The sequence below is a fragment of the Kiloniella spongiae genome (assembly GCF_001026905.1).
GTDB classification, from domain to species: Bacteria; Pseudomonadota; Alphaproteobacteria; order Kiloniellales; family Kiloniellaceae; genus Kiloniella; species Kiloniella spongiae.
The window spans coordinates 349320-374463 of sequence record NZ_LAQL01000003.1 but is presented as its reverse complement, the minus strand read 5'-3'; the positions used below and the strand labels follow the sequence as shown (position 1 = coordinate 374463).

The window sequence follows — 25144 nt, the reverse complement described above, 5'->3', positions numbered from 1 at the left end:
CCCACCAATAACCAATGCAGATCAACCGGTCCCTTTAAACTGGCTCTTTGCATCTGTTGGTTAAAATTTTAAGTTGTTTATCTTATGAATAAAAAATATACTCGTTCTCATATTGTTATGTGAAAGCCTCACAATAACAATCCGTCGGCTCAACCTTCGGCTTCATCAAATTATTTACCACTGATCACCCTGACGAATTATAACCGCTGGGGATCGATAGATGACCGCTGGGATTTTTAGGTGCCGATAATAAATAATATCCACACGAGTAATGTCACGATCGGTGTAAATATTCGCTACGCGCGGCTATTGAAAAACCTGTCTAAATCAGATCTGGCATACAAAGTCGGCGTTAAAGATCACTATATTCAGCAATGCGAAGCCGGTGAAACCGAAATTCCTCCGCCCCTTTTACAAGACATCGCGAATGCTCTCGGCGTTACTCTTTCTGCTTTTATAAATACACCAAAACGAGCTCCGGCCAGTAAAGAGAGTTATCTGTCAAAAGCACTCAAAGCCATTAATGAGCTAGAAGATTCAATCGCACAAAACCGGGAAAACCACGAGCACAAATTAGCCAAAACATCGAATTCAAATACCCGGTCAAACGATCCTATCTAAAGTTCTGACTTTAAATTTAAAAGTTACAGTAGATTAATCCGAAGTATTTTTGTGAAGTTGTTTAATTATTGCACCGGTAAAAGTGGTGACACCTTCCTTTTTCGCAATTTTCTTATGATGGGAAAACAACGTATTCACGGAAATCCCCAACATTTCAGCCATTGCCGCATTAGAGAGTTCAGGCTGATTAATCTGCAGCTTCAGAATTTTTTGCTGGATAGGAGAAAGCGTTATGTTTTCTCTGCTCAATTGCCGCAATAACGTATGTCCCGGATAAAGTTGCTTATCCAGTTTATCCGCCGCCAAGGCCAAAACACCAGAATATTTTTGATACAACTCTTCGACAGGACGATCCGTTGTCAGAATTAAGGCTGATTTAAGATTACAACGCCCTGAGAATACAACAACACCATCCTCCATTCCAAAAAATTTCCATAAACTATCCGCGAGTTTTGCTTGTTCATTTCCCACAAGAATGGAACGACGAGCCTCAGCAAAAGTATAGTTTCGATGCCATTGATGAATAGCTCGAGCAACAGGACAAAAACGATATATCTGTGCTGCGTAGTAGTGCTCTTGAAATCCTTCGGCAAGATGACCTTCCCAGTTATCCATAATATCGGGATACCACCGTTGAAAGAACAAGCCATTAAAACCCACATTTAAAATAAGATCACTCGTTTCTCCAGGCGTTTCCGCCTGGAGAATATCTTGTACAAATTTTAGCTCTTTCACACTTATGTTTATCCTTGCGCTTGAGCAAAAACATCTGGAAAAGCACGAACAGCCTGTCGCAGAGAAACTTCCTCCCTTACTTTAACCTTGCCCTTTATTGTCTCCAAAGACAATTTAATCGGCACATATTCATGTCCGCGATAATTAAGAGGCTCTTCCCCGGTTGGCTTAAAACCATACAGCTTCCAAAACCGCATTAGCTTTGGATCTTCGACAATACCAATCACAGTTTTTAGGCCCATCATTTCTGTGTATCTCTTTGCGTTTAAAAGCAAAGATCGAAAAATCCAGGGATTTTTCTCTCTAGCCTCCTTCAACACAGAAAGGCGTTCCCAAATTACCGTACCACCTTCGTCCATAGAGATAATCCGAATTCGCATCGTGCCACAAATTCTCTCGTTCCATCGCGCAATTAAATGGACAGAACACAAATCATTTCCATCAAATTGTTCATCTTCCGGCTCTCCCCCTTCAGCCATAAAAACTTCACGCCTTATATCGTAGGCACACTCTAACTCTTCCAAGGTCTTAACAATAGAAACATCAATAGCGGATTTAGTCATCATTTTATCCTAACGTTTAAGTGAACAAACACTCGTTAGAATAAGGCGTGAAATTAATTTCTTTAGCTACACATCATGTTTTATTCGCACTGGTCGTATAATCAGAAAAATCTCCCTATTCACATCAAGAATTCACGGAATCTTTTCCTTATGAAACAGGATGACTTAATAAATTGACGGAAATAAAAAACGCCCTAATTACCCATCTGACCAGATCGCAAGTTCATTGCCGTTTGGATCTTCAAAGTGAAATCGCTTGCCGCCGGGAAACTCATAAATACTCTGTTTAATAGCACCACCAGCCTGTTTCACCTTGGCAAAAATCAGATCCAGATCATCGCTGTACAGGACAACCAACACGCCGGGGTCTGTAACCGAACGCTTGCTTTCACCGTTAAAACCACCCTCGATACCGGCACCGGAAAAGCTGATATAATCCGGTCCCCAATCCTGAAACACCCACCCGAAACAAGCCTCATAAAACGCTTTTGTTTTGGATACATCCCGTAAAGGGAACTCAATATAATTAATATGGTTGTTATTGTTCATGGCAATATACCTTCATTGATAAAGTAATTTTTTTACCTCTCAATAATTATTATCAAGTTTTTTATTTTGGAATAAAGATGTATATTTGAAAGACATCTTCCATATATGGTATAATATGATGCGCTACAACGCGATGGCAGTTTTCGTTCACGTCGTTCAAACCAAAAGCTTCACCAAGGCCGCAAAAGAACTTTCCCTTCCCCTCTCCACAGTAAGCCGGAAGATCACTGAGCTTGAAAAATCTCTTGAGACAAAATTACTGATGCGAACAACACGTACCGTTGAATTAACAGATATCGGCAAGATTTATTATCAACACTGTCACGAAGGCTTAGCACTATTCAATTTTGCAAATCAAACACTTCGCCAACAAAGGTCAACCGAACAAGGGCAACTTCATATATCTGTTCCTCCCAACCTAGCTGAACCGCTATTCCTTCCAATTGTCAAAAAATTTCAAAACCAATACAAACAGGCAATGGTAAATGTTTCCATTTCAGAACGGTTGTTAAACTTTGAGGATGACAAGCTTGATTTATCTTTTCGGGTAGCCCTACCAGACAAACACGATCATGTTTTCGTGTCACTACTAAAATATCGCCACATCCTGATCGCAGCACCAAGCTATCTCGCTGTTAAATCCTCTATAAAACAACCAAATGATCTAAAAAAGCATTCGCTAATCGGCTTTGGGTTTCATAATAAACCAGAGCTAACCTGGCGATTGCAGAATAGCCAAAACACCTATGAGCACTCTTTCTCTCCCAATTTATCAATAAACGATTACATGGGGGTTATTGAAGCAGCAAAACTTGGGATGGGTATTGCCGAAGCACCATCAATCTTGTGTTCAGAAAAAATTGACGCAGGAGAGCTCGCCAAACTATTACCTTCATGGCTTTTCCCTGAAATAACACTTTTTGCTGTTCATCAGGGGCCGCAAAGTCTTTCTCGCCTTGCAAGGTTATTTCTAAACCTTTGTAAAGACCAATTTCAGATTAAAAGACATGAACTAACCGTTGGATAGGTGTTTGATATTGTGCATTACCAAAAAAACATACACCATAACACTTCAACCTTTTGACGTTTTTCCACGAAAATCCACAATAGTGTAACGTACTACAAAACACACAGAATACCCCAAATATAGCCCTCAAGAACCTACTGATATACAACCACTATTACACTTATATAAAATTCCGCTTCTCAAAAGAAGTATTTTCAGGTTATAGTATATGGAAAGTTGTTGACGTGAGTGCGTTACCTGAGTGTTTAACGAAACCACTAGGGGGACAACAAGATGACTGATCATACAGAGGGTAACGGCCTCATAGATCAGAATTCCATCTCTACCAGTACCAGCCCATTCAGGCTTTGCTTTTCTTCCCCGATTTTTCAAGAACGCGCATCACTCCCCTTATCTCTCTTTGCTCTTCGTTTGTTCCATCATAACGGCGAAAATTCTTGCCGGTTTTTTCAATATTTTCGAGACACCGTCCCCAAGAATTATATTCATTACTTTGTTTCACGACTTAAAACCTCCCTACCCTGAGCAAGTATAGTTTGTGTCAACTTGCTAACTTCCCCGGCTTCCCTTAGCCGGGGATTTTTTTGTCATAACGGTCATATCAAGCTCTCTAAAACTATTGTTCTTATTCGATAAATCATTACTATCTCTATTCATAAATGAGATAATATTTCATAGGTAAAACCATGACTGATATCGCGCTTGAATGTTCTTGCGGCAAGGTAAAAGGAGTGGCGCATAAGATCTCTCCGACAACTGGACGGCGCGTGATTTGTTATTGCAAGGATTGTCAAAATTTTGCCAGAGAAATCGGTCGCGAAGGGGATGTACTCAACGCCCACGGTGGCACCGATATTTTTCAGATCACGCCTTCTCAAGTGGAAATTACAGAAGGGCAGGATCAGCTGCGTTATTTGAAGTTATCGGAAAAAGGTATCTACCGCTGGTATACCGACTGTTGCAAGACACCCGCAGGGAACATGGTTGGGCCGAAACTCCCCTTTGTGGGCATCGCTCATAATTTTATCAGCTGCGGTAATGATCGTGACAAAATTCTGGGACCTGTTCGCTATTCAGTTATGGAGCAAGGTGCTGTTAAACCCGAGGGCACTGAAATTAAAACAATGCCACCAGCCGAAAAGTCAGCAGAGAAATTCCCGATTGGCCTGATGATTAAAATTTTCACACGACTATTCATTGATAAAGTCCGGGGAAAGAACAGGCCAAATGCCTTTTTCAAACCCGATGGAACGCCGATTTCAGAATAACATCAGCACATTGTATTGCATCTATTAGCGGTTAGATAACAAGAAAAACCGTTATAAAATTCAGTCTTGCAAGTGACCGGATACAACTAAACCGAATAAACGGAACACACAGATTATTTTTGTTTCTGACGACCCACTTTAACAGAAATACGGCAAGGTACCTCAGGTTTCGGTCCGACAGAAATCTGGTTTAAATTTGATAAAAGAGAAAATAGCGATTTTAAAAATACCATTGTGATCTTCCTTATTACTTTGCGAATTAATTATTCCGAACTTTGTACTGTAAAGTCACAGGCCTCATAATCTTGCGAGCAAATTACCAAGGAGCACACCCTCGTTTAGAGATTTCAGTATTTTAGAAAAATTTTAAAATAGCTTTAACAGAGGCGTAAATAATTCAACCCGACATCTGAGAGAGCCAGTTTGTAATTCGCTGTTCGTTGACCCCAAAGTCGCTTTTCCCATAGTGGGAACGGCTATAGATCGCCAGTGTCGAGGTTGTTGATCCCAGCGGAATAAAGCGAATTGTAATACTATCAGGATAGCGCATCCATTCACTACGCTGAATAAAATCGTACTGTAGGTTTTCATCGTCCACCACAGTCTCAAGATCCCCCAGTTCCGCACTCGGCGCTATCCAGGGTTCCGTACGGGGCTGCTTCTTGATAAATGCCAGCCACTCGGCCTTTAACTCGTCAACAGATAGATTGTAAACTGGGCTTTCGCGATGGGCTGATGCCTGACAGAGTTTTTTTGGGCAGACCAGAAACTGATTTGGTGTTGGTGCCAACGACAAGGTTGCAAAATCAACCTTCTTTTCTTCAACCGGACCGAAGACAAGTTCAAGACCGCGATCACGCCCAATAAAAATCAATCCCACTACTATGAGAAAACAAATCCCTACCAATAGCCCCATAAAAACTTTTAGAAACATCATGCCCGTTTTCCTTGTCCAAACTTTCCTATCCTGGCTTTTTCGCAAAGCATCGAGATGGGTTGTTAAGATGGCATTAAATAAGAATTGAGTTCTCCTTAACACTTTACAGCTATTCTATTGCTGAAAAGAAAAAGTAATAACTAAAAATATAATAATTCAAACTGGATAGCGAGGAAAACAAACCAATGTCACTAAAATTTTCTTCGGCCTGTTCACCAGACAACACCGCCCGCTATTCAAACAATGCACCCGATGTTTTTAGTCGCGGAAGCCTGATGTTCACCTATGAGCTTTTACGCAAACACAACCCTGAACTAGCGTTAACCATACGCAATATTGTCCATGGGACGCCTCTGGACAAATCCGATCAGGACATCGACAGTCAAAACACGGACCACTTTACGGTAGATATCAGCACGCTTCAGGTCCGGGCCATCGTCGAAGGTCTTGTTGCTCAGGATATCCCATCGCCCTCACCAGAAAACATGGGAAAAGTGATCATGGCTAAGGCATTGATCGATGAATGGGCTAAACTTGCCCGAAAAATGCTGCAGGAACGTCCCGAAGAACAAGGCAGTTAATCATCTGCTCACCCCACTTGTCACTTAATAAACAGGCAGAAAATCCCATTCATCTAAGCCCTATAATTTAATTTTCTCGTTCAAGTTTTCATCAAATTTTTAAGAGCAGAATGCGGTAGTGCTGGGACGAAGTTCCCGTCACGACCTTCCATACCTTCATTGGCAACCATTGAATTGATTATCGCTTCTTCAGTTGAACGGATAACAGCTTCAAACAGGAAATCCAGATCAGCATCCGGAATAAAGGCGGCCTTTTGAACCGCTGGTTTCGTGTCCCCCAAAACATCACCATTGGCTGTTGAAAAGGCCAGGAAGATATCACCGGAGCCATGCGCACCGATCCCGCCGGTTTTCCCCATACCCAAAGCCGCCCGACGCGCCAAGCGTTTGAGTTGATGGGGAAGCAACGGCGCATCCGTCGCAATAATACCGATAATAGAACTCAGCTCTGTGTTGACAGTATTTTCAATCATCTCTGGTTCTGACAGAACTTTACCAATAGGATGTCCCAGAATTGTCAGATCATCTCGTTTGCCAAAATTGGATTGTACAAATGTGCCGACAATATAATCCTGTCCCGCATATTCAACCCGACGCGAAGCCGTACCGGACCCGGCCTTAAAACCAAAACTCTTCATACCCGTACCACCGCCGACACTACCCTCTTCTATCGGACCGGATGTGGCGGATTCAATGGCCTCGAACACGTGCTCGTTCGTGACATGAAACCCGTTGATATCATTTAAAAACCCGTCATAGGTTTCTGCGGCGACAGGCAATCCAAAATCATCCAGAAATTCAGCAGGGTAATTCTGACTGGCCCAGCGCAACGTGGCATCACGGGTCAAGCCACAGGCATGGGTGTTGGTGATGGTAATCGGCAAGGTCAACAAGCCGACTTCTTCCAGATAGTGCGAAGACGTCAGCTCACCATTGCCATTAAAGGAAAAACATCCTGCAAAAACAGGTGTACAGGCCTCTGATTTCGGACGTGGCAGAATGGCCGTCACACCCGTTCGCACAGGGCCTTTTCCAACCTTCAAGGCTCCCTGTCCTTTTATCAGGGTTGCATAACCGACACTGACACCGGTGACATCAGTGATCGAATTGTGCTGGCCTGGTATTCCCGGAAACTGCAAACCAAGCCCCGCTGCCCTCATTTTCCCCGAAGGTGTCATCGTCTTACTGTCAAAGGCATTATCAGACGGGGTATTTGGCATGGCAGACCTTTATATTTTGACCTGAGATTGAAAGTTCTTAGCCATTCAGTATCGTTGGAAACCAATCTTCACGCAACTTTTCACCCGCTTTCATACCGTGTCCGGGAAAAGGCGGTGATGTTGGACCGGCCCGTTCAACATAGCGAGCATCATCCCCAAGCAACCTGAGGGAAAAAGCCCGACGACGACAGGGCGCATTATTTCCGCGCGCGCCATGCAAAATTTTATAATTAAAAGCAACGGCATCGCCCGGCTCCATGGCCCATTCAACAACCTTCATGTTTTCTGCATCGGGGTCCGGCACCGGCATATAGATATCCTCACCGGCATAAAAATCTTCTTCAGACAACCATCGTGTCGGTAAAACAGGTTTTTCCCATTGATGAGAGCCAGCAACGCACCGCAATGAAGCCTCGGTCACCGGGTCTAAAGGTGCCCAAAAGCTCACCGTCTGTTGCCCTTCGACAAAATAGTAAGGTCCGTCCTGATGCCACGGGGTTGGTTTCGATGTTCCCGGTTCTTTCACCAGAACATGATCGTGAAAAACCTGAACACTTTTAGACTGCATCAAATCAGCAGCAACCGCCGCGACTGGGGAATGCCGGATCACATTTTCAAATTCAGGAATACGGGTCCAATTGCAATAATCATCAAAAAACCGCCCCTGCTCTCCTTCTTTAAGGTTTTCAGCGGCATAAGGTCCGGGATCCGCCATATTGGTTTCAACCCCCGCCCTGAGCTCTTCAACATGATCTTTGAAAAGACCTTTGATGAGAACAACACCATCGTGTTGATAGTCATCAACATGCTTTTGTGTGATTAATGGATGTACCATCATCTTAACTCCCCAAACAGTTATGCCTTTAGATTTAGTAAATTTGGCCTGTTTTTCTGGAAAGAAGAATGAAAGACTTATATAATAATTTCAAATAATGATTACTTAAGATTAACATAACCTCATGTTATATATTACACTTCGCCAAATGGAATACATCGTCGCGATCGCAAAGGCAGGCAGCCTCACAGAAGCCGCCCAGTTCCTCAATGTATCCCAACCCGCGCTCTCTGTCGCGATAACACAGGTAGAAACACGTCAAAGGCAAAAAATCTTTATTCGCCGCAAAGGTTCCCCCATTACCCTGACGACCTATGGTAAATCCTATGTCAAAAGCGCAGAAAAACTGCTGACAGAAGCGGCCCGTCTGGAAGATCCCGATGCCCATACCTTCCATGATCTTTTGCCTATAACAGTCGGCTGTTTCGAAGATTTAGCACCAAGGTATCTGGCCCCGATACTGACAAACCTGAAACAACATTTCCCCGAATTAAAGATCACGCCGCAGGTTGGAAACTTTGATACGCTGGCCAACAATATGCAGAACGGTAGTATTGAATTTGCCCTGTCTTACGATTTGGGCCTAGATGCCAGCTTTGACAAAACAATCATAACGACCTTGTCTCCACATGCTCTGATAGCACCCGATCATCCTCTGGCAAAGGCATCCGCGCTTAATCTGGTAAATCTAGCCGATACGCCCTTGGTTCTGACTGATCAGGGACTTTCTATCCACCATATGATCCGGCTTTTTCAAAATCAGGGGCTTTTGCCAAAAGTCGCCCACAGGGCCGCCTCACTGGAAGTTATGCGCTCACTCGCAGCAAACGGCGAAGGGATCGGTATCAGCTATACAGTCCCACCTACGAACCAGAGCTATGACGGCAAGCCCCTGAAAGCGATCCCCATCACCGACCCGGAAGCCAAAGAGCCCATCGTACTCGTGCGCTCAGCCCTAAACCCCTTAATTTCACCTGTACCAGCCGTCATGGAATCAGTTCTCGCATCAATCAAAGATGTTACATGAAACTTGTCTCTCATGCCGATAGACAGCCTCAAAGATCTTGATATACTTTCGATACGATAACAAACAGGTATCAAAACAAACTACGCGCTGGGGAGGTCATAGATGTCAGATGAAATTGTACAATCAACAGGCTTCAAACCTGACCCTGGCTATGCACATTTCAACACCTCTCTTTGGGTAAGCGCACTTATTGATAACATCGGAAAAACGAATTTCTTCCCGTGGGTCGCAGAGCAGTTAAAACATGTTATCCCCTATGAATTCTGCATGATCTTCCAATATGAAAAAGAACAGCGGCCACAGGTTCTCTATGACGGTTTAAGTCCGCTGGGATATCGCGATGGCCTAAAAAACTTCCTGCAAAGCACCTGGCAGATCAACCCATTTTACCACGCCTGTCGCGAAGGTCTGAAGCCCGGCCTGCATACGATGGAAGCCCTGTCACGGGAAATTTCGTCACGCTCTTATGCAGAAAAATCCAAAAGCCCTGACGATTACAAAATGCGCCCTGATCAGATGGAGGAAATCGGCTATGTTACCGATGGCTGGCCGATGGGTATGCAGGAATTAATGCTGGCTATTCCCCTGCCCGGTGACGATGTGATTGAAATATCCCTGTCGCAAAAGGTCGATCACAGAGATAAAAACGCCCCCTTGCTTGAACGCTCACAAGAGCTGGTGCCCATTATCATCAGCGCGATCAAAAAACACTGTGAAGCTCTGGGCCTAACAAAAGAGACCACGCAACAAGCTTTGATACCGGAACTCTGTGATCTTACCCCCCGTGAAGCTAGCATCATGGATCTCATTCTCTCTGGCCACGGATCAGAAGCCATTGGCTTAAAACTTGGCATTGCCTTACCAACGGTCAAAACACACAGACGTAATCTCTACCGCAAACTCGGCATCTCATCACAAGCAGAGCTTTTTGCGTTAAGGTTACCCAGGCCTCACTAAGAACTGGCCCCGCTAAGAACTAAATGACCGAAACATCCCAAACTCATCCTTTAGGATGATTGTTTGATCCCGAAAGGCCTGACAACAATCCTTCCAGAATAATGTGGTTTCTGAGGATTAAAACATGACCTTCCCGATTGAAAACGTTCGCGCGCAATTTCCCTCTCTGTCCCTGACCGATAACATAAACGGTAAAGAGCAAAGGCGGATTTATCTGGATAACCCTGCCGGGACACAGGTAACATCGCGCGTTATCGAGGCCGTTTCCGACTGTTTTCTCAACGCCAATGCCAATCTTGGCGGATACTTTCCAACATCAATTGCCGCAGAAAAAGTTGTTGATGATTGTCATCTCGCCATGGGGGATTTCATGGGCACCGATGATCCCGGTGAAATCATTATCGGTGCTACCATGACAACACTGACCATGCACATGTCGCGTAGTATCTGTCGTGATTTCAATCCGGGAGATGAAATCATCGTTACCCGTATGGATCACGAAGGCAATGTCGCTGCTTGGCTCGAGATTGCGCAAGATCTGGATCTGGTCATTAAATGGGCCGACTTTGACAAGGCTAGCTGGAAGATCGAACCCGAACACATCAAAAGCCTGATCACCGATAAAACAAAGCTTCTCGCCCTGAACTATGCCAGCAATCTGACCGGGGCCATTAACGACGTTAAATCCATTATTGCAGAGGCCCATAAATCAGATGTGCTGGTTTATGTTGATGCCGTTCAACTGGCCCCGCATCACCAGATTGACGTCAAAGATCTCGACTGTGATTTCCTGATCTGTTCGCCCTATAAGTTCTTTGGCCCTCATATCGGGGTCCTCTGGGGCAAGCGATCCTTGCTTGAAAAAATGCACGCCTATAAATGTCGCTGTGTGCCCGAAACGCTGGCGACCAAGTATGAAACCGGCACCCCCGCCATTGAATTGTTGGCTGGCTTGACCGCCGCCATAGATTATTACGCCTGGTTGGGTGGCGAACTGGGCCAAACCGGATCTCGCAGAACCCAGATGGCGGCGGCCTTTAACGCCGCAATAGAATACGAAGAAAACCTGACCAGCCAGCTTATCGAAGGCTTGCAAAAAATTGACGGCATCGAGATCTTTGGCCCTACGGCACAGAACCAGATGAAGGCGCGGGTACCCACAGTTTCTATCCGCCATAACAAGGTAAAGCCGGATCCTCTGGCAAAAGCGTTAAGTGAAGAAAACATCTTCGTCTGGAGCGGCCATAACTATGCCATTGGTGTTGTTGAAAGCCTCGGCATTCCAATGGACGAAGGTATTTTGCGCATTGGCATCGCCCATTACAACACTGCCGAAGAAGTACAGACCATCCTTGATTCTATCGAAAACATCGTGACCAACGTCTAACGCTTTACGGCATCCGACCGCAAAATATAAAGCCCTCATACCTTCTGCCTCCCCTACGATATATGGTAGATGTATTATGAGGGCTTTTCGTTATGAATTTTTTCCGGATTATTCTCATCTGGACCTGCTCTCATTAAAGTGAAGGCAAGTCAAATCCCGTGACTGGCCCCATGACTGATTTATAGGCCATACTCATCGCCCAAGAGAATGACACACCTGTTTCAGTTTTTTACGCCAACGTTTTTTAGCTCAATAATTATAGTTATTCAGATTAACTTTGCTCAAGGCGTGAAGAGAAAAGTGTAGTTTTAACCTACATGAAAGATCAAACAACTATCAGAAAAGTTAATATGAACGACTATAAACCGCATAAAACGGAGATATTCATACCATGACAATATCAAAAACCTTCGCCGTCGCCGGAACACTCTTCCTGATGGCAATGCCACAGGCAATAGCAGCCGAAGATCACCCTATGGGCTTCTTTGTGACATCTGTCGGATCTGGACAAGGCGCTAATCTCGGTGGTCTGGAAGGGGCAGATGCCCACTGTGCCAAGCTTGCAGAAGCTGCGGGTTCAAAAGGTCGTACATGGCGGGCCTATCTGGGCACACAGGAAGAAGGCAAACGCGGTGTCTCACCACGTGATCGCATCGGCCTCGGCCCTTGGTATAATGCTCACGGTGTCCTGATTGCCAGTGACGTGGACGAGTTACACCTCAATCCCAATATCATCAAACGCACCGCCGTTGATGAAAACGGTAACAGGGTCAACGGGCGTGGCGACAAGCCAAACCAGCACGACATTCTCACCGGGGCCATGTCAGACGGTACAGCCTATTTCCCACGGGATAAAAATGATCACACCTGCAGCAACTGGACTAGTTCCGGCGAAGGTGCCGCAACTGTCGGGCATCATGATCGCCACGGCGGCGGCAACATATCTTGGAACGCCGCCCACGACAGCCGCGGTTGCAGCCAAAGTGACTTGACCAAGACGGGTGGTTCCGGTCTGTTCTACTGCTTTGCAGCGGACTAGAAGAAATTTGGTAAGACAGGCCCAGAAGGAACTTATCCCGATGGGTCTGTTTTTACACCTAATAAATCGCCGAGAAATAACCTGATAACCATCAAGCGAACTTCACGTATATGTGTTTTGTTTTAAATCCCTAAAACAAACAATAGTAGTTTTCGGTTTAGTCTATAGCAGGAAACTTATAATGAAATGGATCATGGCTTTGTTTGCCCTCTCCGGGATATTACTTTCCGGACAAACAGCAATGGCGGAAGAGACAGCCCTTAATACCGCACAGATCAAAGAACTTCTTGTCGGGAAAACTGTTGAAGGCATTCATTTTGGATCTCACACCAGACAGTATTTTTCCAAATCCGGATTAACACTTTGGATAAAGAATGGAGACGCCGAACCTTCCGAAGCACGCTACAAGGTTGAGAATGATAAATACTGTTCCAGTTGGACGGGCCTTTGGGCAGAGCCTGAATGGGGATGTTTTTCTATTCATCACGATAAAGATCAGGGACTTTACTACTACATTTCTGACGATTTCCGTGCGCCATTTATTATCGGGAAAACATTTTCTCTCGATGCAAATTAATCAATCAATTTAAAGTTGAAGGTTCAGCCTGGCCTTATTTGATCATTTTGCCTCTTCACGAAAGCCAAGATAATTACTCAACATGATGCCCCCAATAAACGCAGAACATATGGGACCTCGCATTCTTCATTGGGTTATTCAGCCACGGGATTAGAAATATCTGAATATTTTTGATCCTGTGGTGTTAATCAGGTATCTCAATTTCAAAGGATCCCTGTTTGATGCAAAAAATAATCTACTCCCCAATAGTAATGACTTTACTAACCTCTGTTGCACTTTTTTCATTAGCCTTCTTCTTGTCCATCCCTCCATCGTACGGGAATGAGACAATTACTGCGACAGCAAAACTTAATACTGCCGATGGAAAAGGCGCAGGTTCCGTTAGGCTTGTTGAGCTACATGACAGAGTACTTTTACAAGTTGATATTAAAGGAATCACCCCAGGCACACACGGCTTTCATATCCATGAAACCGCAAGCTGTTCAGATAACTTTAAGGCAGCCGGCGGCCATTTTAATCCTTTTGATAAAGGACATGGTTTTGCTGGGAACGGCAGCCATGCTGGCGATCTCTCCAACATTATTGCAGATACAAATGGTATCGTAAAAACCGACGTTTTTGCCCAAGCGGTTACCTTGAAAGAAGGGTTAATTAACAGTCTTATGGATAATGATGGTTCTGCAATCGTCGTTCATGAAAAAGCAGATACTTACGGCGATGCAGCTGGCGCAGGCTCGCGCGTCGCATGCGGTATCATCAAGAAAGTATCCTGATTTTTCTGATCAAGAAGTTGCCGTAGCAGTCAAAGCGACCTGGCTAAAACCAGCGGTTCCGATCTATTTTAGTGCTACATAGCGAATTAGAAGAGTTTTAAAAGGCAGGCCTATTAATAATCTCAACCTGATGGGTCTGTCTTTTTAATTTATGACATATTGCTTCTACGTCATAAGACATTCAAAATCTAAAATAATACTTTTCTAATCCGGAGAAAAAACTGTGAAGTGCCTGGTTGTTATAGCGCATCCGTTAGAGGATAGTTTGTGCAAACATCTTGCAAACGAGACAATCGCGCATTTGGAAACCAAGGGGAATGAGATCACGGTAAAGGATCTCTATACAGAACGCTTTGCGCCACCCCTCACTCATGCCGAACGACAGAGTTATTTTGCCGAAAGCTTTGATAGCACTGCATTGGAACAGGACCTTACACAGCTAAAAGAAACACAGAGCCTTGTGCTGATCTTTCCGACCTGGTGGTTTGGTTTTCCCGCGATACTCAAAGGCTGGTTTGATCGGGTATGGGCGCCGGGGCATGCTTATGACCATGCAGATAACAACAAGGCTATTTTGCCAAAACTCGATAATCTGGTTGAGATGAAGGTCATAACTACCCTTGGCTCACCTAGATGGGTTGATCTGTTGATTTTACGCCAACCTGTACGGCGGGTTCTTAAAACTGCAATCCGTGGTACCTGTGCGCCCAAATGCCGTTTCCAAATGCTTTCCCTTTACGGTAGCGAAAGCCTGAGTAAAGAAAAAGTGGATCGTTTTATCCAGAAAATCAGAAAACGGTTTTAACCAAACACTTCTGAAATCTAGATGACAAAACAATCCACTTTAGAAAAAAAGTTCTGAGAATAATTTAAAACTGGCAACCGATTAAATACCGATGCCGAAATTATAACCCAAATTATACTTGGGCAGCGTCCTGTTCTGCCTGATCATCTTTAATGCCACGTTGAACGCGGTTTACTTCGCTGGAAATTTCAAAAAGAAGTTGCACCATACGCTCGTGCATGGATTGCAGGCGGGTAATTTTGCTTTGCAGGTCAGCCGTTTCAATAACTTCAACATTCGGCGGCAGGCTGGTATTGTCTTCAGACCCTTCCAGCAACCAAATCATATTCACACTCAATACACCGGCCAGCGCCACAAGCTTGTTGGCACGCGGCTCCGAACGGTCACTTTCCCAATTATTCATGGTCGAAACTTTAACACCGACACGGCGCGCAAGCTGGGATGCACTCAATCCCTTACTCTTACGTGCTGCCTCGATACGTTCGCCCATTGTGATATATGTCATAAAAATTTCCTAATATAATTCAACTAAACATTCATTAAAGAACCTAGGGGACGATCACTCATATGATAAGAACAACACAGAGTGTATCCCTTTAGCACTACCCAAAGGGATACACTCTCACCCCCCTCACCACAAGAGTAACTTTCAAATAAAAAGGGAAATCCCCCCTAATCAATTGATTTTAAGTATTTATTTTTAATGTTTTCCTTTAAAATCATATCAACACCGAAGATCAATCTTTCACTCAACAATCAGCCTGCATCTTTTTCTTTTCTTTACCTATCCGGTTTATTCTTGCCGCTTGAAAACAGACATCATGCAAACATTGATACATACATGAACCCTGAACACAGCCCCTGAATACGTCACAAAAAACAACACCCAAATACTGCTTTGGCATGGCTGCCCCGCAGTATCGTTGATTGACAGAGAGGCTATTCAGCTATAGTGAAACCGCACTCTTTTAATTTGAAATTTGGCGATAATGAGCAATTTTTCCGATCTAGGTCTTCGTGACCCTATTCTCCGTGCAATCAAGGAAGGCGGTTATGAACAGATGACGCCTATCCAGTCACGGGCTATTCCCAACATTCTGGAGGGAAAAGATCTGATTGGTGTCGCCCAGACCGGAACCGGAAAAACCGCGGCCTTTTCATTACCGCTGATACAATATCTGCTCAAAGGCGAAGGCAAACGCAAGGCCAAAACAGCAAGATCACTGATCCTTGCACCAACACGTGAGCTTGCCATCCAGATTTCTGATAACGTCCGTGACTATTCCAAATATCTGCACTTGCGCAGCACCATCGTTTTTGGTGGCGCGTCAGAGAAACCACAGATCAAGGCAATGGCCCCCGGTGTTGATATTTTGATCGCAACACCCGGTCGTTTGCTTGATCTGATGTCTCAGGGCCATATCAAGCTGAACGAAGTTGAATTCCTAGTCCTTGATGAAGCTGACCGGATGCTCGACATGGGCTTTATCCGCGACATCAAAAAGATCATCAAGGAACTGCCTGATAAACGTCAAACCGTCCTGCTTTCTGCCACCATGCCAAAGTCTGTCACAACATTGGCCAACACTATTCTAATCAACCCCGTCCGTGTTGAGGTTGCCCCTGCGGCCACCACAGCTGAAAAGGTTGAACAACATGTGATGATGGTGCCCAAAAGCCGCAAACGTGACTTGCTGGGACATGTACTCAAGGACGACGCAATCAAACGGGTTCTGATTTTTACCAGAACTAAACACGGCGCGAACCGTGTTTCTGAATTTTTGGAAAAACTGGGTATTACATCTGCCGCTATTCACGGCAATAAGTCTCAAAATGCCCGTCAACGCGCACTGGCCGATTTCCGTGATGGCGCGATCCGTGCGCTTGTTGCCACCGATGTTGCCGCACGTGGTATTGATGTGGATGGGGTGACTCACGTCATCAACTTCGAACTTCCGAACGAACCGGACAGCTATGTTCACCGTATTGGTCGCACAGCGCGTGCTGGTGCCACAGGTATCTCCTATTCCTTCTGCGATCACGAAGAACGTGCTTATCTGAAAGATATCGAAAAGAACATCCGCCAAAGCGTGCCAGTTTTTGAAGATCATCCTTATCACGAAGAAGGCATTGCCGCAGCCCCTGCTGGCAGCTCAAAAGACGGTAAGAATGGTGGACGACCAAACCGGAACGCCCGTAACGGTAAACCCAGTAACGGTAAGCCAGGCAACAAAAGTCGCCGTGGAAACAGCTCAAAACCAACTGGTAAATCAAAGCCAACTGCCGGAAGGCAAGATGCTAAACCGAACCAAGACAAATCGGGTCAAGGTAAGTCAGGTAGTAAGCCCAATAATAACGCCGATAACAAATCAGGTAATCGGGCAAACAACCGTCCAGGTAACAGACCAAGCAACCGATCTGCCAACAAATCCAGAAACAGACCCGGCAATAAGAGCTCTAACGCTGCTTAGCGTTTAAAAAATTATTTTACTCAACAAAAGCGTTAACAGCCTATAACCTAAATATTATTTTAAATATTTAGGTTATAGGCTGTTGCACTTTCAAAACACACTACAAATAGGCACCACAGGTATGTTGTCTGCCGCAGGTCTGTGGTTGGCTGAACATTCCGAGCAAACAACGATTATCTCTAGAAATCCAGCCCCCTTTGTAAACCAACTAAGAGATCAAGGTTATCAGGCCAAAGGTACGAGCTGTAATTACAAAATACCCCAGCAACGACAAAATTTATCCAAAACTCTCAACCCAAATAAATATGATCTGATCCTGCTCTGGATACACCAGGATGGCGCATCACTGCTGGAAGAACTATCCACTAGCTGCTGCTCTGACATCGCACGCATCATATGGGTCGTTGGCAGTGATTTTCAAAACCTTGAAAAAGAACATGCCAATAAAAAATTCGAGCGTTCGACCTTGCCGGATAATGTATCTCTCCAAATCGTCATCCTCGGTTTTCAGGTGGAATTGGGCAAAAGCCGATGGCTTTCTCATCAAGAAATTAGCCAAGGGGTAATTAGAGTAATAAAAGCGCCTCAGGAAAAAGAAAGCACTATCGGTCAAACTGAATCGTTATTGGCCCCAAATCAGGATAAGTAAAGTCTTCATTTTTACAATCACGGTCTTATGATTTATCCTGATCAGCCAATGATATACGAACATACTGATAAAAACCGGCATAAGAACGATCTGATAGATTATTCTGACAACTGCCATTCTGATAACGGACCAGAAAGCAACCATTACAATCAGAAACAGGGCTGCAACAATTCCTTCCAAACTTGATCCCTTTCTATAAGCCTTATAATAAAGTGGCCTTGATTTTTTTAATTTCAAACCAAACAACACACGCAAGGCTTGCAAAGCCTATTTTTTAAGTGTCTCATTCCAACCCGCTTTATTTTTCAAAGTTTTCCTTGAAAGCATATTCCATGATTATCAAAGCAGCTCTTGTAGGCCTTGGTTCGGTAAATCAAAATCTTTTGACAATCCTGATCAACAAGCAAGAAAGATTACAACGCGATCATGGTATCTGCTTTCAGATTGTCTGTATTTCCGATAGCTCGGGCGTCGCAGTCAACATCGATGGTTTTGGCGCACAGGATATTATTGACAGAAAACATGCCGGTGAAGGTGCCTCAGCCTTTCAGGGTTTTAGAAAAGATGCCAACATTCAAAATGTTTTAGCGGACACAGAAATTGATCTGGTTTTCGAAGCTTCCCCCGTCAATCTAAAAACAGGTGAACCCGGCCTTGGCATCACACGCACAGCTTTGTCCATGGGGGTTTCAGTCGTGCTTGCCAACAAAGGCCCTGTCGCACTTGCCTATGAAGAGCTACAGAACCTCGCGAAAGAAACCGGTGCGTCGTTGGAAATGAGTGCCACAGTCTGCGGCGGCTTGCCAATCCTCAATATCGGCAGACGTGATCTGATCGCTGGTGATATCAACAAGCTCCAGGGTATCTTTAATTCCACCAGTAACTTTATTCTGGATGAAATGGCAACCGGGCGTTCTTATGATGATGCCCTGGCAGAAGCACAGGAACGCGGCATTGCCGAAACCGACCCCAGCCTTGATGTTGGTGGCTGGGATACCGCAAACAAGCTCGTCATTATTGCCAATACTATTTTAGGACAGGCTGTTACTCTCGAGGATGTTGATGTCACAGGCATCGAAAATATTACCGAATCTGACCTGAAAGCCGCTCAGACTGAAAACAAACAAATCAAGCTGGTTGCTACATATGAAAATGGCAAACTATCAGTTAAGCCCCTCGCCTTGCCACAAGACAGCTTCCTCGCCCATTGTACAGGCTGGGAAATGGCGGTGGAACTCCACACCGACATCTACGGCATCATGTACCACAAGCTATGGGAGCGCGAACCAGTACCCACTGCGGCATCCATGTTGCGCGATGCTGTGAACATATTTGCAAAAAAAGCTTTTTAAACCTCTCCCCTGTGCGTTTCTCTTAGTGTGCTTCAACAGAAAATTAAACTTTTTACAGAAAACGACTAAATAATGCCCCGCCCCCAAAAGCCACATGCCGAAAAAGCATCCTTAGAAAATGCATCGCTAAACAGGCAAGCTTATCTTATTTTACTTCTGCTTTTTACCGGGGTCTTTTGTAATGCCATGATCGTGCCCTTTATGGGCTTTTTCATCATTGATGAACTGGGTCGTGATCCTTGGGAAATCAGTATCTATGTTGGCCTTGTCAGCGTCCTGTCTCTATTAATGAACCGGCAGTTCGGAGAACGCTTTGACAAAGGTGCGCGGGTACGTCCACTGATTGCCATATCTGCAATCGCTTTTCTAACTGCAACGACAACGCTTTCTCTTTCTCCTTCCTATGGGGTGATCATCGGCTTTATCAGCATTTGTTTTAGCTTCTCAAATGCTTCGACATCTCTGATGTATAGCTTTGGTAGAGCTTATGCAGAGCAACAGGGTATTGCCATTACCACCTATAACTCATATCTGCGCAGCATGACCTCGTCTGCCTGGATGATAGCCCCTGCACTTTCTTTTTTCATTGCAGGACAATGGGGCAATAGCTTTGTTTTTTATACCGCGGTCTCTCTCGCATTTTTGTGGGTTATCCTATGGTTCTTTGTCGTGCCATCAGATTTTACTGCCGCAGCTAAAGAGCCCTCATCAGAACAAAATTCTTCCGAACACAAATCTCTCAATCAGGGTTTATGGCTGGCTGCAGCCGCTTGTCTCTTTATTTCCGGCGCACACATTCTGACCAGCGCTGCCTTACCGCTCTACTTCACACAAGAGGCAAACCTTCCAACCTATGCCCCGGGTCTTGCATTTACCCTCAAGTGTCTGACCGAAGTTGCCGTTATTTTGCTGATCCCCTATGCCATGCAAAAATTCAGCGCCAGAACCGCACTCTATGCCGCAACACTGATCGCCATGCCGACCTTCTATATTCTCTCACAGGTAGATAGCTTACCCCAACTCGTCCTAGGGGCCGTGTTGGAAGGACTGTACTACGGCATTTTTGCCGGTGTCAGTATTACTTTCGTCCAAAGCTTCGCTAATGGTCGTCTGGGTCGTGCCACCTCGCTTTATATGAACAGCCTCTTTCTCGGCGGTATGATGGGCAATGTATCTATGGGCTTGATCGCCAGTGCCTATAGCTATCAAACAGCAATCCAGCTATCACTCGTGATCATCACCATTGCACTAGTAATCTTAATCGCATCCCGACGCAGTGATCGGGTTGTGGACAGAGGCCTGAGTGTGTAAATCGCTTAAAAAAGTAAAACTCTACTCCTAAGTCTTCTCTCTAACGAACTCTTCAAAACGTCTCAACTTGCCTCATTATTAAATCACTAAGGATTTCCCTGTATCCTGACCAATATTGCATTCATTAGATATTATTGTTCAGGGAAGAGATGAAGAAGTTATTTGTAGTATCTATCGCACTAGCCTTGTCCCTGACATTTGGTACATCTTCTTCATATGCAAAAAACTACAGTGTTTGCACCGTTGAAATTCCGGGCGGTATGACAGAGGATAAAGAAGGCCCACAGCCGTTGTTTAATTTCTATCAGGAAATTATCAAACGGGTTTCCGACAAAACAGGACACGCATTCGAACTGCAATTCGCACCGGCCTTGCGGTGTCAGAACCTGTTTTTCAAGCGGGAAATAGACATTATCTGGCCCTATATTATCAGTGGCGATACAGACCGATTTAAAGAAGCCGGATATACATTTTTGCCCATCTATTCCATGCCAATCATCATGGGCGGGTATCATATTTTCACGAGAAAAGAAGACCCTGTTGCCCACCAGATTGCTGATTTGGAAGGTAAAAGTGTTGTAAGCGCCAGAGGTTATGGCATTCCTGTCGAATTGGAAAATAATGAAAAAATAACAAAATCAATCACGAATGGTAACGAGCTTATTCCCAAAATGATCCTTGGTGAAAGGGTCGATGCCGGTATTATCCAGACAGGCTGGATACCAACACTCAGGGAACAGGGGCTGTTGGAAGGGCTTCACCACAGCGACGTGATTGATTTTTGGGGTGGCTCTTTTACCTTTTATCCAGACGAAGAAGGCGTGGAACTTATGAATACCTTCTCGACCACCATTCTCGAATTGGTTACAGAGGGAAAATACCGGAACATGATGACAGGTGCGCCCTATTATATTCCCAATTATTAGGTTTAACGGGTACTTTAACTATTTCCATAATTCGCACCTAAAATAAAAATCCAAAGAAGGGGATGAGAGACAAAGCCAAGTATGCGCCCCCAAAATATTGCCCAGTCAGCACCATCAGGCACGTTTGCCAGCATATTTTCCATGAACTTGGTCGTAACGGTAAACCAGCCGACTATCAAAAACCGTAAAATAGAAACATACACGATTTTTGCTGCAGCGAATATCACAACAAGTAAAATAGCTTTCATCGTCCCCCCAATCAGCAATCATAAGCTGCAGATTAATAGAGGTTGAGATGACGAGACAAGAGCTAAAACCTTCTAACCCAATTTCACATCGCCCAGTTCACCGGGAGACAGGGCGCCCTTTATTTTCCCAGCCAGCTCTTTCACTTTTTCAGGGGTATAGAGATCATAAAAACCCTGGTTACTGCGTCCTATGGCGTGTTCGGCAGAGAAACTGCCATTGTATTTTTCCACAACGATCTTCACGACCCATTCGCGTAAAGACGGCATAAAAGCCGTGTCATTCAAGCGAGGATCATCCTGTGGTATCGAGAGATTAAAGTGCAGACCACCATCCCCCACATGACCAAAATCACAGATCCATACATTCGGAAACTTTTCCGGTAGCTCCTGTGCCATAAAGGCCCGGAACCTCATCAGGTCGCCACGTCGGAATGACACGTCAAAAGCCACCAGTTTACCCGCGTGTTTCACGCCTTCGGATAGGGCATGCCGCAAGGCCCACATTTCTTCAGGGCGTCCAATAAAGGCATTTTCTAACGGTGCCTCTTCATCTTCCCAGATTTCAGCCAACACCACTTCCATTAATTCGTCCAGGTTCTGTTCACTTTCACGCTTGGCCCAGGTCCGGGACAATTCAACCAGCAACACATAATCAGGAACGTCGCCACCCGGGAAAGGATTACGCAAAGACGGCACATGATCAAAGGCGGCACGGATTGCGTTTGCTGACATGCCTTCGAAAGCAGTCAGATTGGTATCACAGCGTTGCTCCATTTCCAGTAATAGCTTGAGAACTGCCGCTTCATCACGAGGCACCAACAGTGCAGCCGTGGATTGTTGCGGCAACCTGACGACATTCAATACGGCTTCTGTAACCACGCCCAAAACACCCGTTGTACCAATAAACAGATGCTTCCAGTCGATGCCCGTATTGTCCTTGCGCAAGCCGGACATAAAATCTAGTTCGGTCCCAGCCTCGTCGGCCAAGACAACCTTCACCCCCAAGGTGTTCTGGCGCACATCACCATACCGCAAAAAACGGGCTCCGCCTGTATTGGTGGCGATCATACCGCCTATGCGCGGATCAGCACCGAGATCTATGGGGAAAACATAGCCCTTGGGCTCGAGAAAAGCATTCAAGTCAGACAGACGGACACCTGCGCCCACCATGACCGAACGGTTTTCTTCGTCAAAGATAATCTGGTCTGAACTATCCGTTCCCATCTCAGAAGTCCTGATCAGGCGATCAAAACTGAGAACACCTTGTGTTCCCGAACTATCAGGTGTCGAGGCCCCGACCAGCCCACTGTTGCCAGATTGCGGAATAAGGGTAATCCCCCGCCCGTAACAATAGGCTAACACCCGGGATGTTTCTTTACTGTTCGCCGGGCGCACAACAAAAGCTGCCTTTCCCGCGCCATAACGCACACAGGTTTCATAAACGGCAAAATCATCCCCGCCATGACCGTCTGGCCACATCAGTCCTTTTTCACCAACAATGTCTTTCAGGGCGTCAAAGTCTTGTGAAGCCACAAAACTTTTCTGGGACAAGGATGTCATTTTAATAAACTCTGACTTTTAATAAACAGTTGGGGTGCCCCTAACTCGACAGCTACAGGGCACCCGTTAAGATGTAGAACCATGTTATAGGCAAAGGTATTTTACATAGCCATGATTGATTATGCCGCTACTTTACGCTGCGACCGGGGTTCCGCTCTTCAGAGATTTCTCTGATAGCTTTTCAAGACAGCGGTTCAAAGATGCCTGCTCCAACTCGGCATAGAGAGCCAGTTCGTCCAGTACCCTTGCACCCAGTGCCTTTTCGAAAGCCTCCTGACTTGGGTTGCTGTAAACGACCTCTGCCCCACCATCGCCGAGATTGGATTGAAAAATACCCGCGGCTGACACTGGCAGAAAATCTTCATAAACAATAGGATCCATACGCAAGATGCCTGCTTCCAGCAAGCCATCAACCGTGCCGGACACCCCCACAGATTTAGCAATAGTCGCGCCCTTATCAGTCAGAGAATATCGGAAGAACGCCAAACCTTCGGCGCGCAGTTCCTCGTAGCTATCAGGGAAAGCCGAAAAGTTTTTAACCAAAAGGTCTTGGTAAGTCCCCTCACCAGCGCGCACACCTGCACGGGTTTTGTCCAGCAACTCGTCATACAGCGCCCGACCTTTCGGGGTCAGGGCAGTACCGCGTTGTTCAATCTCGCCAAAACGGGCGGTGTGTGATCCCTCTTCCCATTTGACCTCTGTCCCTTTTCCGCCAACCTGCTTGAAAAATACCTTTTCTTCCAAGGCCTTGAATGATGTCTGGCGTAGCAGGATCGGGCAGTTACGTTGCGGTGGCCCTTCGATAACAGCTTTGGGATCAATTCCCCGTTCAGGCATGCCGACCTGAACCGCATCGATATCCAGCGTCCGTGGCGTCAAATGGTTGATATGGGGGCCATGAAAGCTAACGATATCTGCAATCAGGCGGTGTTCGTCATGCAGTTTATTATAAAACTCCTTGTCGATATTTGCCTTGCTATGCCAGCGGAATGTTTCCAGGGCCTCAGTAACAAACTGTGTCGCATCTTCAGCATCCAACCCGCCCTGTGTTTCGGCACGATCAATCAGGTTTAATGCCGCAGTCGTAAATATTTCACGGTTATCCAGAACCTCTTGCGCCGCTGCGCGCAGTGCTTCGTCTTCGATAAGTTCCAGACGCAACAAGGATGTAAAAATTCTGAAGGGGTTCCGGTTCAGATCAGCCTCGTCAACCGGGCGAAAAGCAGTGGAATGCACGGGGATACCCGCAACAGACAAATCGTAGTAACTGACTGGCTCCATCCCCATCACAGCAAAAAGACGACGCAGAGTAAAAAGCTCTTTTTCAGTTCCAACACGAATAGCACCATGACGTTCTTCGGTAATACGATCCAGCCCGTCTGTATGGGTTAGTTGTTCGTGGAGACCTTTGTCTTGTTCCAGAACAGCCGCATTGACATCTGCGACAAGATCCATCAGCTCGCCATAAGCAGGAACTTCTTCCTTGTACATTGTTGACATTGCTTGCGAGAACTGAGCACGAATTTCATTTTTTGCTAAAAAGATGTCGGCCTGGATATTATCATTTGTCATTACTTTATCTCCGAACACAACTATTGTTGCCTTTGCTCGCTTAACGAGCCTTAACCTATATTCTGGTCAGGAGATAGCATTTGTGCAGATGCGAAGAAAAACGATATCTTTTCATTACTTCATGAGTTTTATGAATAAATACACAAAAGAAACG

27 protein-coding genes are annotated in these 25144 nt (G+C 45.3%); 16 read left to right on the top strand and 11 right to left on the bottom strand.

Annotated elements, in window-relative coordinates; genetic code table 11:
* The first annotated feature begins 240 nt into the window (after positions 1 to 240).
* On the top strand, positions 241 to 621 hold the full coding sequence (locus WH96_RS05710) for a helix-turn-helix domain-containing protein (RefSeq protein WP_047763124.1): 381 nt from the start codon (positions 241 to 243) through the stop codon (positions 619 to 621).
* Positions 622 to 654: 33 nt separating this feature from the next.
* Here the strand turns inward: WH96_RS05710 and WH96_RS05705 are convergent, their stop codons facing one another.
* The 3 genes from WH96_RS05705 to WH96_RS05695 form a co-directional block, all read right to left on the bottom strand.
* Positions 655 to 1356 (bottom strand): helix-turn-helix domain-containing protein, encoded by a 702-nt coding sequence (locus WH96_RS05705; protein ID WP_047763123.1) that lies wholly within the window; start codon positions 1354 to 1356, stop codon positions 655 to 657.
* 8 nt (positions 1357 to 1364) lie between these two features.
* Complete coding sequence (locus tag WH96_RS05700; protein WP_047763122.1) at positions 1365 to 1919, bottom strand: GNAT family N-acetyltransferase; 555 nt, start codon at positions 1917 to 1919, stop codon at positions 1365 to 1367.
* A gap of 198 nt (positions 1920 to 2117) precedes the next feature.
* A complete protein-coding gene (locus WH96_RS05695; RefSeq protein WP_047763121.1) occupies positions 2118 to 2468 on the bottom strand; it encodes a VOC family protein in 351 nt (116 codons plus the stop codon).
* Between the two features lie 115 nt (positions 2469 to 2583).
* Between WH96_RS05695 and WH96_RS05690 the strand changes: the two genes are divergently transcribed.
* The gene (locus WH96_RS05690; protein ID WP_047763120.1) at positions 2584 to 3495 is read left to right on the top strand and encodes a LysR family transcriptional regulator; all 912 of its coding nucleotides are present in this window, start codon (positions 2584 to 2586) and stop codon (positions 3493 to 3495) included.
* 340 nt (positions 3496 to 3835) lie between these two features.
* Here WH96_RS05690 and WH96_RS21910 read toward each other — a convergent pair whose 3' ends face one another.
* Entirely contained in the window at positions 3836 to 3997 is a 162-nt protein-coding gene (locus WH96_RS21910) for a hypothetical protein (protein WP_156176708.1), read from the bottom strand.
* Between the two features lie 184 nt (positions 3998 to 4181).
* Here WH96_RS21910 and WH96_RS05685 point away from each other — a divergent pair, with 184 nt between their 5' ends.
* Positions 4182 to 4763, top strand: a complete 582-nt coding sequence (locus WH96_RS05685; protein WP_047763119.1) for a DUF6151 family protein — start codon at positions 4182 to 4184, stop codon at positions 4761 to 4763.
* 397 nt (positions 4764 to 5160) lie between these two features.
* Here WH96_RS05685 and WH96_RS05680 read toward each other — a convergent pair whose 3' ends face one another.
* Entirely contained in the window at positions 5161 to 5700 is a 540-nt protein-coding gene (locus WH96_RS05680) for a DUF1499 domain-containing protein (protein ID WP_047763118.1), read from the bottom strand.
* Positions 5701 to 5885: 185 nt separating this feature from the next.
* Here WH96_RS05680 and WH96_RS05675 point away from each other — a divergent pair, with 185 nt between their 5' ends.
* The gene (locus WH96_RS05675) at positions 5886 to 6281 is read left to right on the top strand and encodes a hypothetical protein (protein ID WP_047763117.1); all 396 of its coding nucleotides are present in this window, start codon (positions 5886 to 5888) and stop codon (positions 6279 to 6281) included.
* An 80-nt stretch (positions 6282 to 6361) separates the two neighbouring features.
* On the opposite strand, the gene WH96_RS05670 is transcribed toward WH96_RS05675, so the two are convergent.
* Both WH96_RS05670 and WH96_RS05665 read right to left on the bottom strand, forming a co-directional pair.
* Positions 6362 to 7501, bottom strand: a complete 1140-nt coding sequence (locus WH96_RS05670) for a DmpA family aminopeptidase (RefSeq protein WP_218045011.1) — start codon at positions 7499 to 7501, stop codon at positions 6362 to 6364.
* Between the two features lie 37 nt (positions 7502 to 7538).
* Positions 7539 to 8339 carry a phytanoyl-CoA dioxygenase family protein gene (locus WH96_RS05665; RefSeq protein ID WP_204248134.1) on the bottom strand — a complete coding sequence of 267 codons (801 nt, stop codon included), beginning with the start codon at positions 8337 to 8339 and terminating at the stop codon, positions 7539 to 7541.
* Positions 8340 to 8460: 121 nt separating this feature from the next.
* Here WH96_RS05665 and WH96_RS05660 point away from each other — a divergent pair, with 121 nt between their 5' ends.
* The 7 genes from WH96_RS05660 to WH96_RS05630 all read left to right on the top strand — a co-directional run bounded on the left by WH96_RS05660 (position 8461) and on the right by WH96_RS05630 (position 14901).
* On the top strand, positions 8461 to 9363 hold the full coding sequence (locus tag WH96_RS05660) for a LysR family transcriptional regulator (protein WP_047763116.1): 903 nt from the start codon (positions 8461 to 8463) through the stop codon (positions 9361 to 9363).
* Between the two features lie 102 nt (positions 9364 to 9465).
* Positions 9466 to 10320: a helix-turn-helix transcriptional regulator gene (locus WH96_RS05655; RefSeq protein WP_047763115.1), complete on the top strand. Its 855-nt coding sequence runs from the start codon at positions 9466 to 9468 to the stop codon at positions 10318 to 10320.
* Between the two features lie 124 nt (positions 10321 to 10444).
* Positions 10445 to 11707: a cysteine desulfurase-like protein gene (locus WH96_RS05650; protein ID WP_047763114.1), complete on the top strand. Its 1263-nt coding sequence runs from the start codon at positions 10445 to 10447 to the stop codon at positions 11705 to 11707.
* 391 nt (positions 11708 to 12098) lie between these two features.
* Entirely contained in the window at positions 12099 to 12746 is a 648-nt protein-coding gene (locus WH96_RS05645; protein WP_047763113.1) for a hypothetical protein, read from the top strand.
* A 181-nt stretch (positions 12747 to 12927) separates the two neighbouring features.
* Positions 12928 to 13323, top strand: a complete 396-nt coding sequence (locus tag WH96_RS05640; RefSeq protein WP_047763112.1) for a hypothetical protein — start codon at positions 12928 to 12930, stop codon at positions 13321 to 13323.
* A gap of 221 nt (positions 13324 to 13544) precedes the next feature.
* Positions 13545 to 14096, top strand: a complete 552-nt coding sequence (locus WH96_RS05635) for a superoxide dismutase family protein (protein WP_053005720.1) — start codon at positions 13545 to 13547, stop codon at positions 14094 to 14096.
* Between the two features lie 223 nt (positions 14097 to 14319).
* Entirely contained in the window at positions 14320 to 14901 is a 582-nt protein-coding gene (locus WH96_RS05630) for an NAD(P)H-dependent oxidoreductase (protein ID WP_047763111.1), read from the top strand.
* A 112-nt stretch (positions 14902 to 15013) separates the two neighbouring features.
* On the opposite strand, the gene WH96_RS05625 is transcribed toward WH96_RS05630, so the two are convergent.
* Positions 15014 to 15406 (bottom strand): helix-turn-helix domain-containing protein, encoded by a 393-nt coding sequence (locus tag WH96_RS05625; protein ID WP_047763110.1) that lies wholly within the window; start codon positions 15404 to 15406, stop codon positions 15014 to 15016.
* Between the two features lie 484 nt (positions 15407 to 15890).
* On the opposite strand from WH96_RS05625, the gene WH96_RS05620 reads away from it, so the two are divergent.
* The 5 genes from WH96_RS05620 (at position 15891) to WH96_RS05595 (ending at position 21610) form a co-directional block, all read left to right on the top strand.
* The gene (locus tag WH96_RS05620) at positions 15891 to 17372 is read left to right on the top strand and encodes a DEAD/DEAH box helicase (RefSeq protein ID WP_047763109.1); all 1482 of its coding nucleotides are present in this window, start codon (positions 15891 to 15893) and stop codon (positions 17370 to 17372) included.
* Between the two features lie 82 nt (positions 17373 to 17454).
* Complete coding sequence (locus tag WH96_RS05615; RefSeq protein ID WP_156176707.1) at positions 17455 to 18021, top strand: Rossmann-fold NAD(P)-binding domain-containing protein; 567 nt, start codon at positions 17455 to 17457, stop codon at positions 18019 to 18021.
* 332 nt (positions 18022 to 18353) lie between these two features.
* Entirely contained in the window at positions 18354 to 19373 is a 1020-nt protein-coding gene (locus WH96_RS05605; protein ID WP_047763106.1) for a hypothetical protein, read from the top strand.
* A gap of 72 nt (positions 19374 to 19445) precedes the next feature.
* Positions 19446 to 20684 (top strand): MFS transporter, encoded by a 1239-nt coding sequence (locus WH96_RS05600; protein ID WP_047763105.1) that lies wholly within the window; start codon positions 19446 to 19448, stop codon positions 20682 to 20684.
* A gap of 149 nt (positions 20685 to 20833) precedes the next feature.
* Positions 20834 to 21610, top strand: coding sequence for a hypothetical protein (locus WH96_RS05595; protein ID WP_047763104.1), 777 nt, complete (start codon positions 20834 to 20836; stop codon positions 21608 to 21610).
* Between the two features lie 14 nt (positions 21611 to 21624).
* Here the strand turns inward: WH96_RS05595 and WH96_RS05590 are convergent, their stop codons facing one another.
* The 3 genes from WH96_RS05590 to hglS form a co-directional block, all read right to left on the bottom strand.
* Positions 21625 to 21858, bottom strand: coding sequence for a hypothetical protein (locus WH96_RS05590; protein WP_047763103.1), 234 nt, complete (start codon positions 21856 to 21858; stop codon positions 21625 to 21627).
* A gap of 72 nt (positions 21859 to 21930) precedes the next feature.
* On the bottom strand, positions 21931 to 23418 hold the full coding sequence (locus tag WH96_RS05585) for an FAD-binding oxidoreductase (RefSeq protein WP_047763102.1): 1488 nt from the start codon (positions 23416 to 23418) through the stop codon (positions 21931 to 21933).
* Positions 23419 to 23550: 132 nt separating this feature from the next.
* Positions 23551 to 24990: a 2-oxoadipate dioxygenase/decarboxylase HglS gene (hglS, locus tag WH96_RS05580; protein ID WP_204248133.1), complete on the bottom strand. Its 1440-nt coding sequence runs from the start codon at positions 24988 to 24990 to the stop codon at positions 23551 to 23553.
* Between the last annotated feature and the right edge of the window lie 154 nt (positions 24991 to 25144).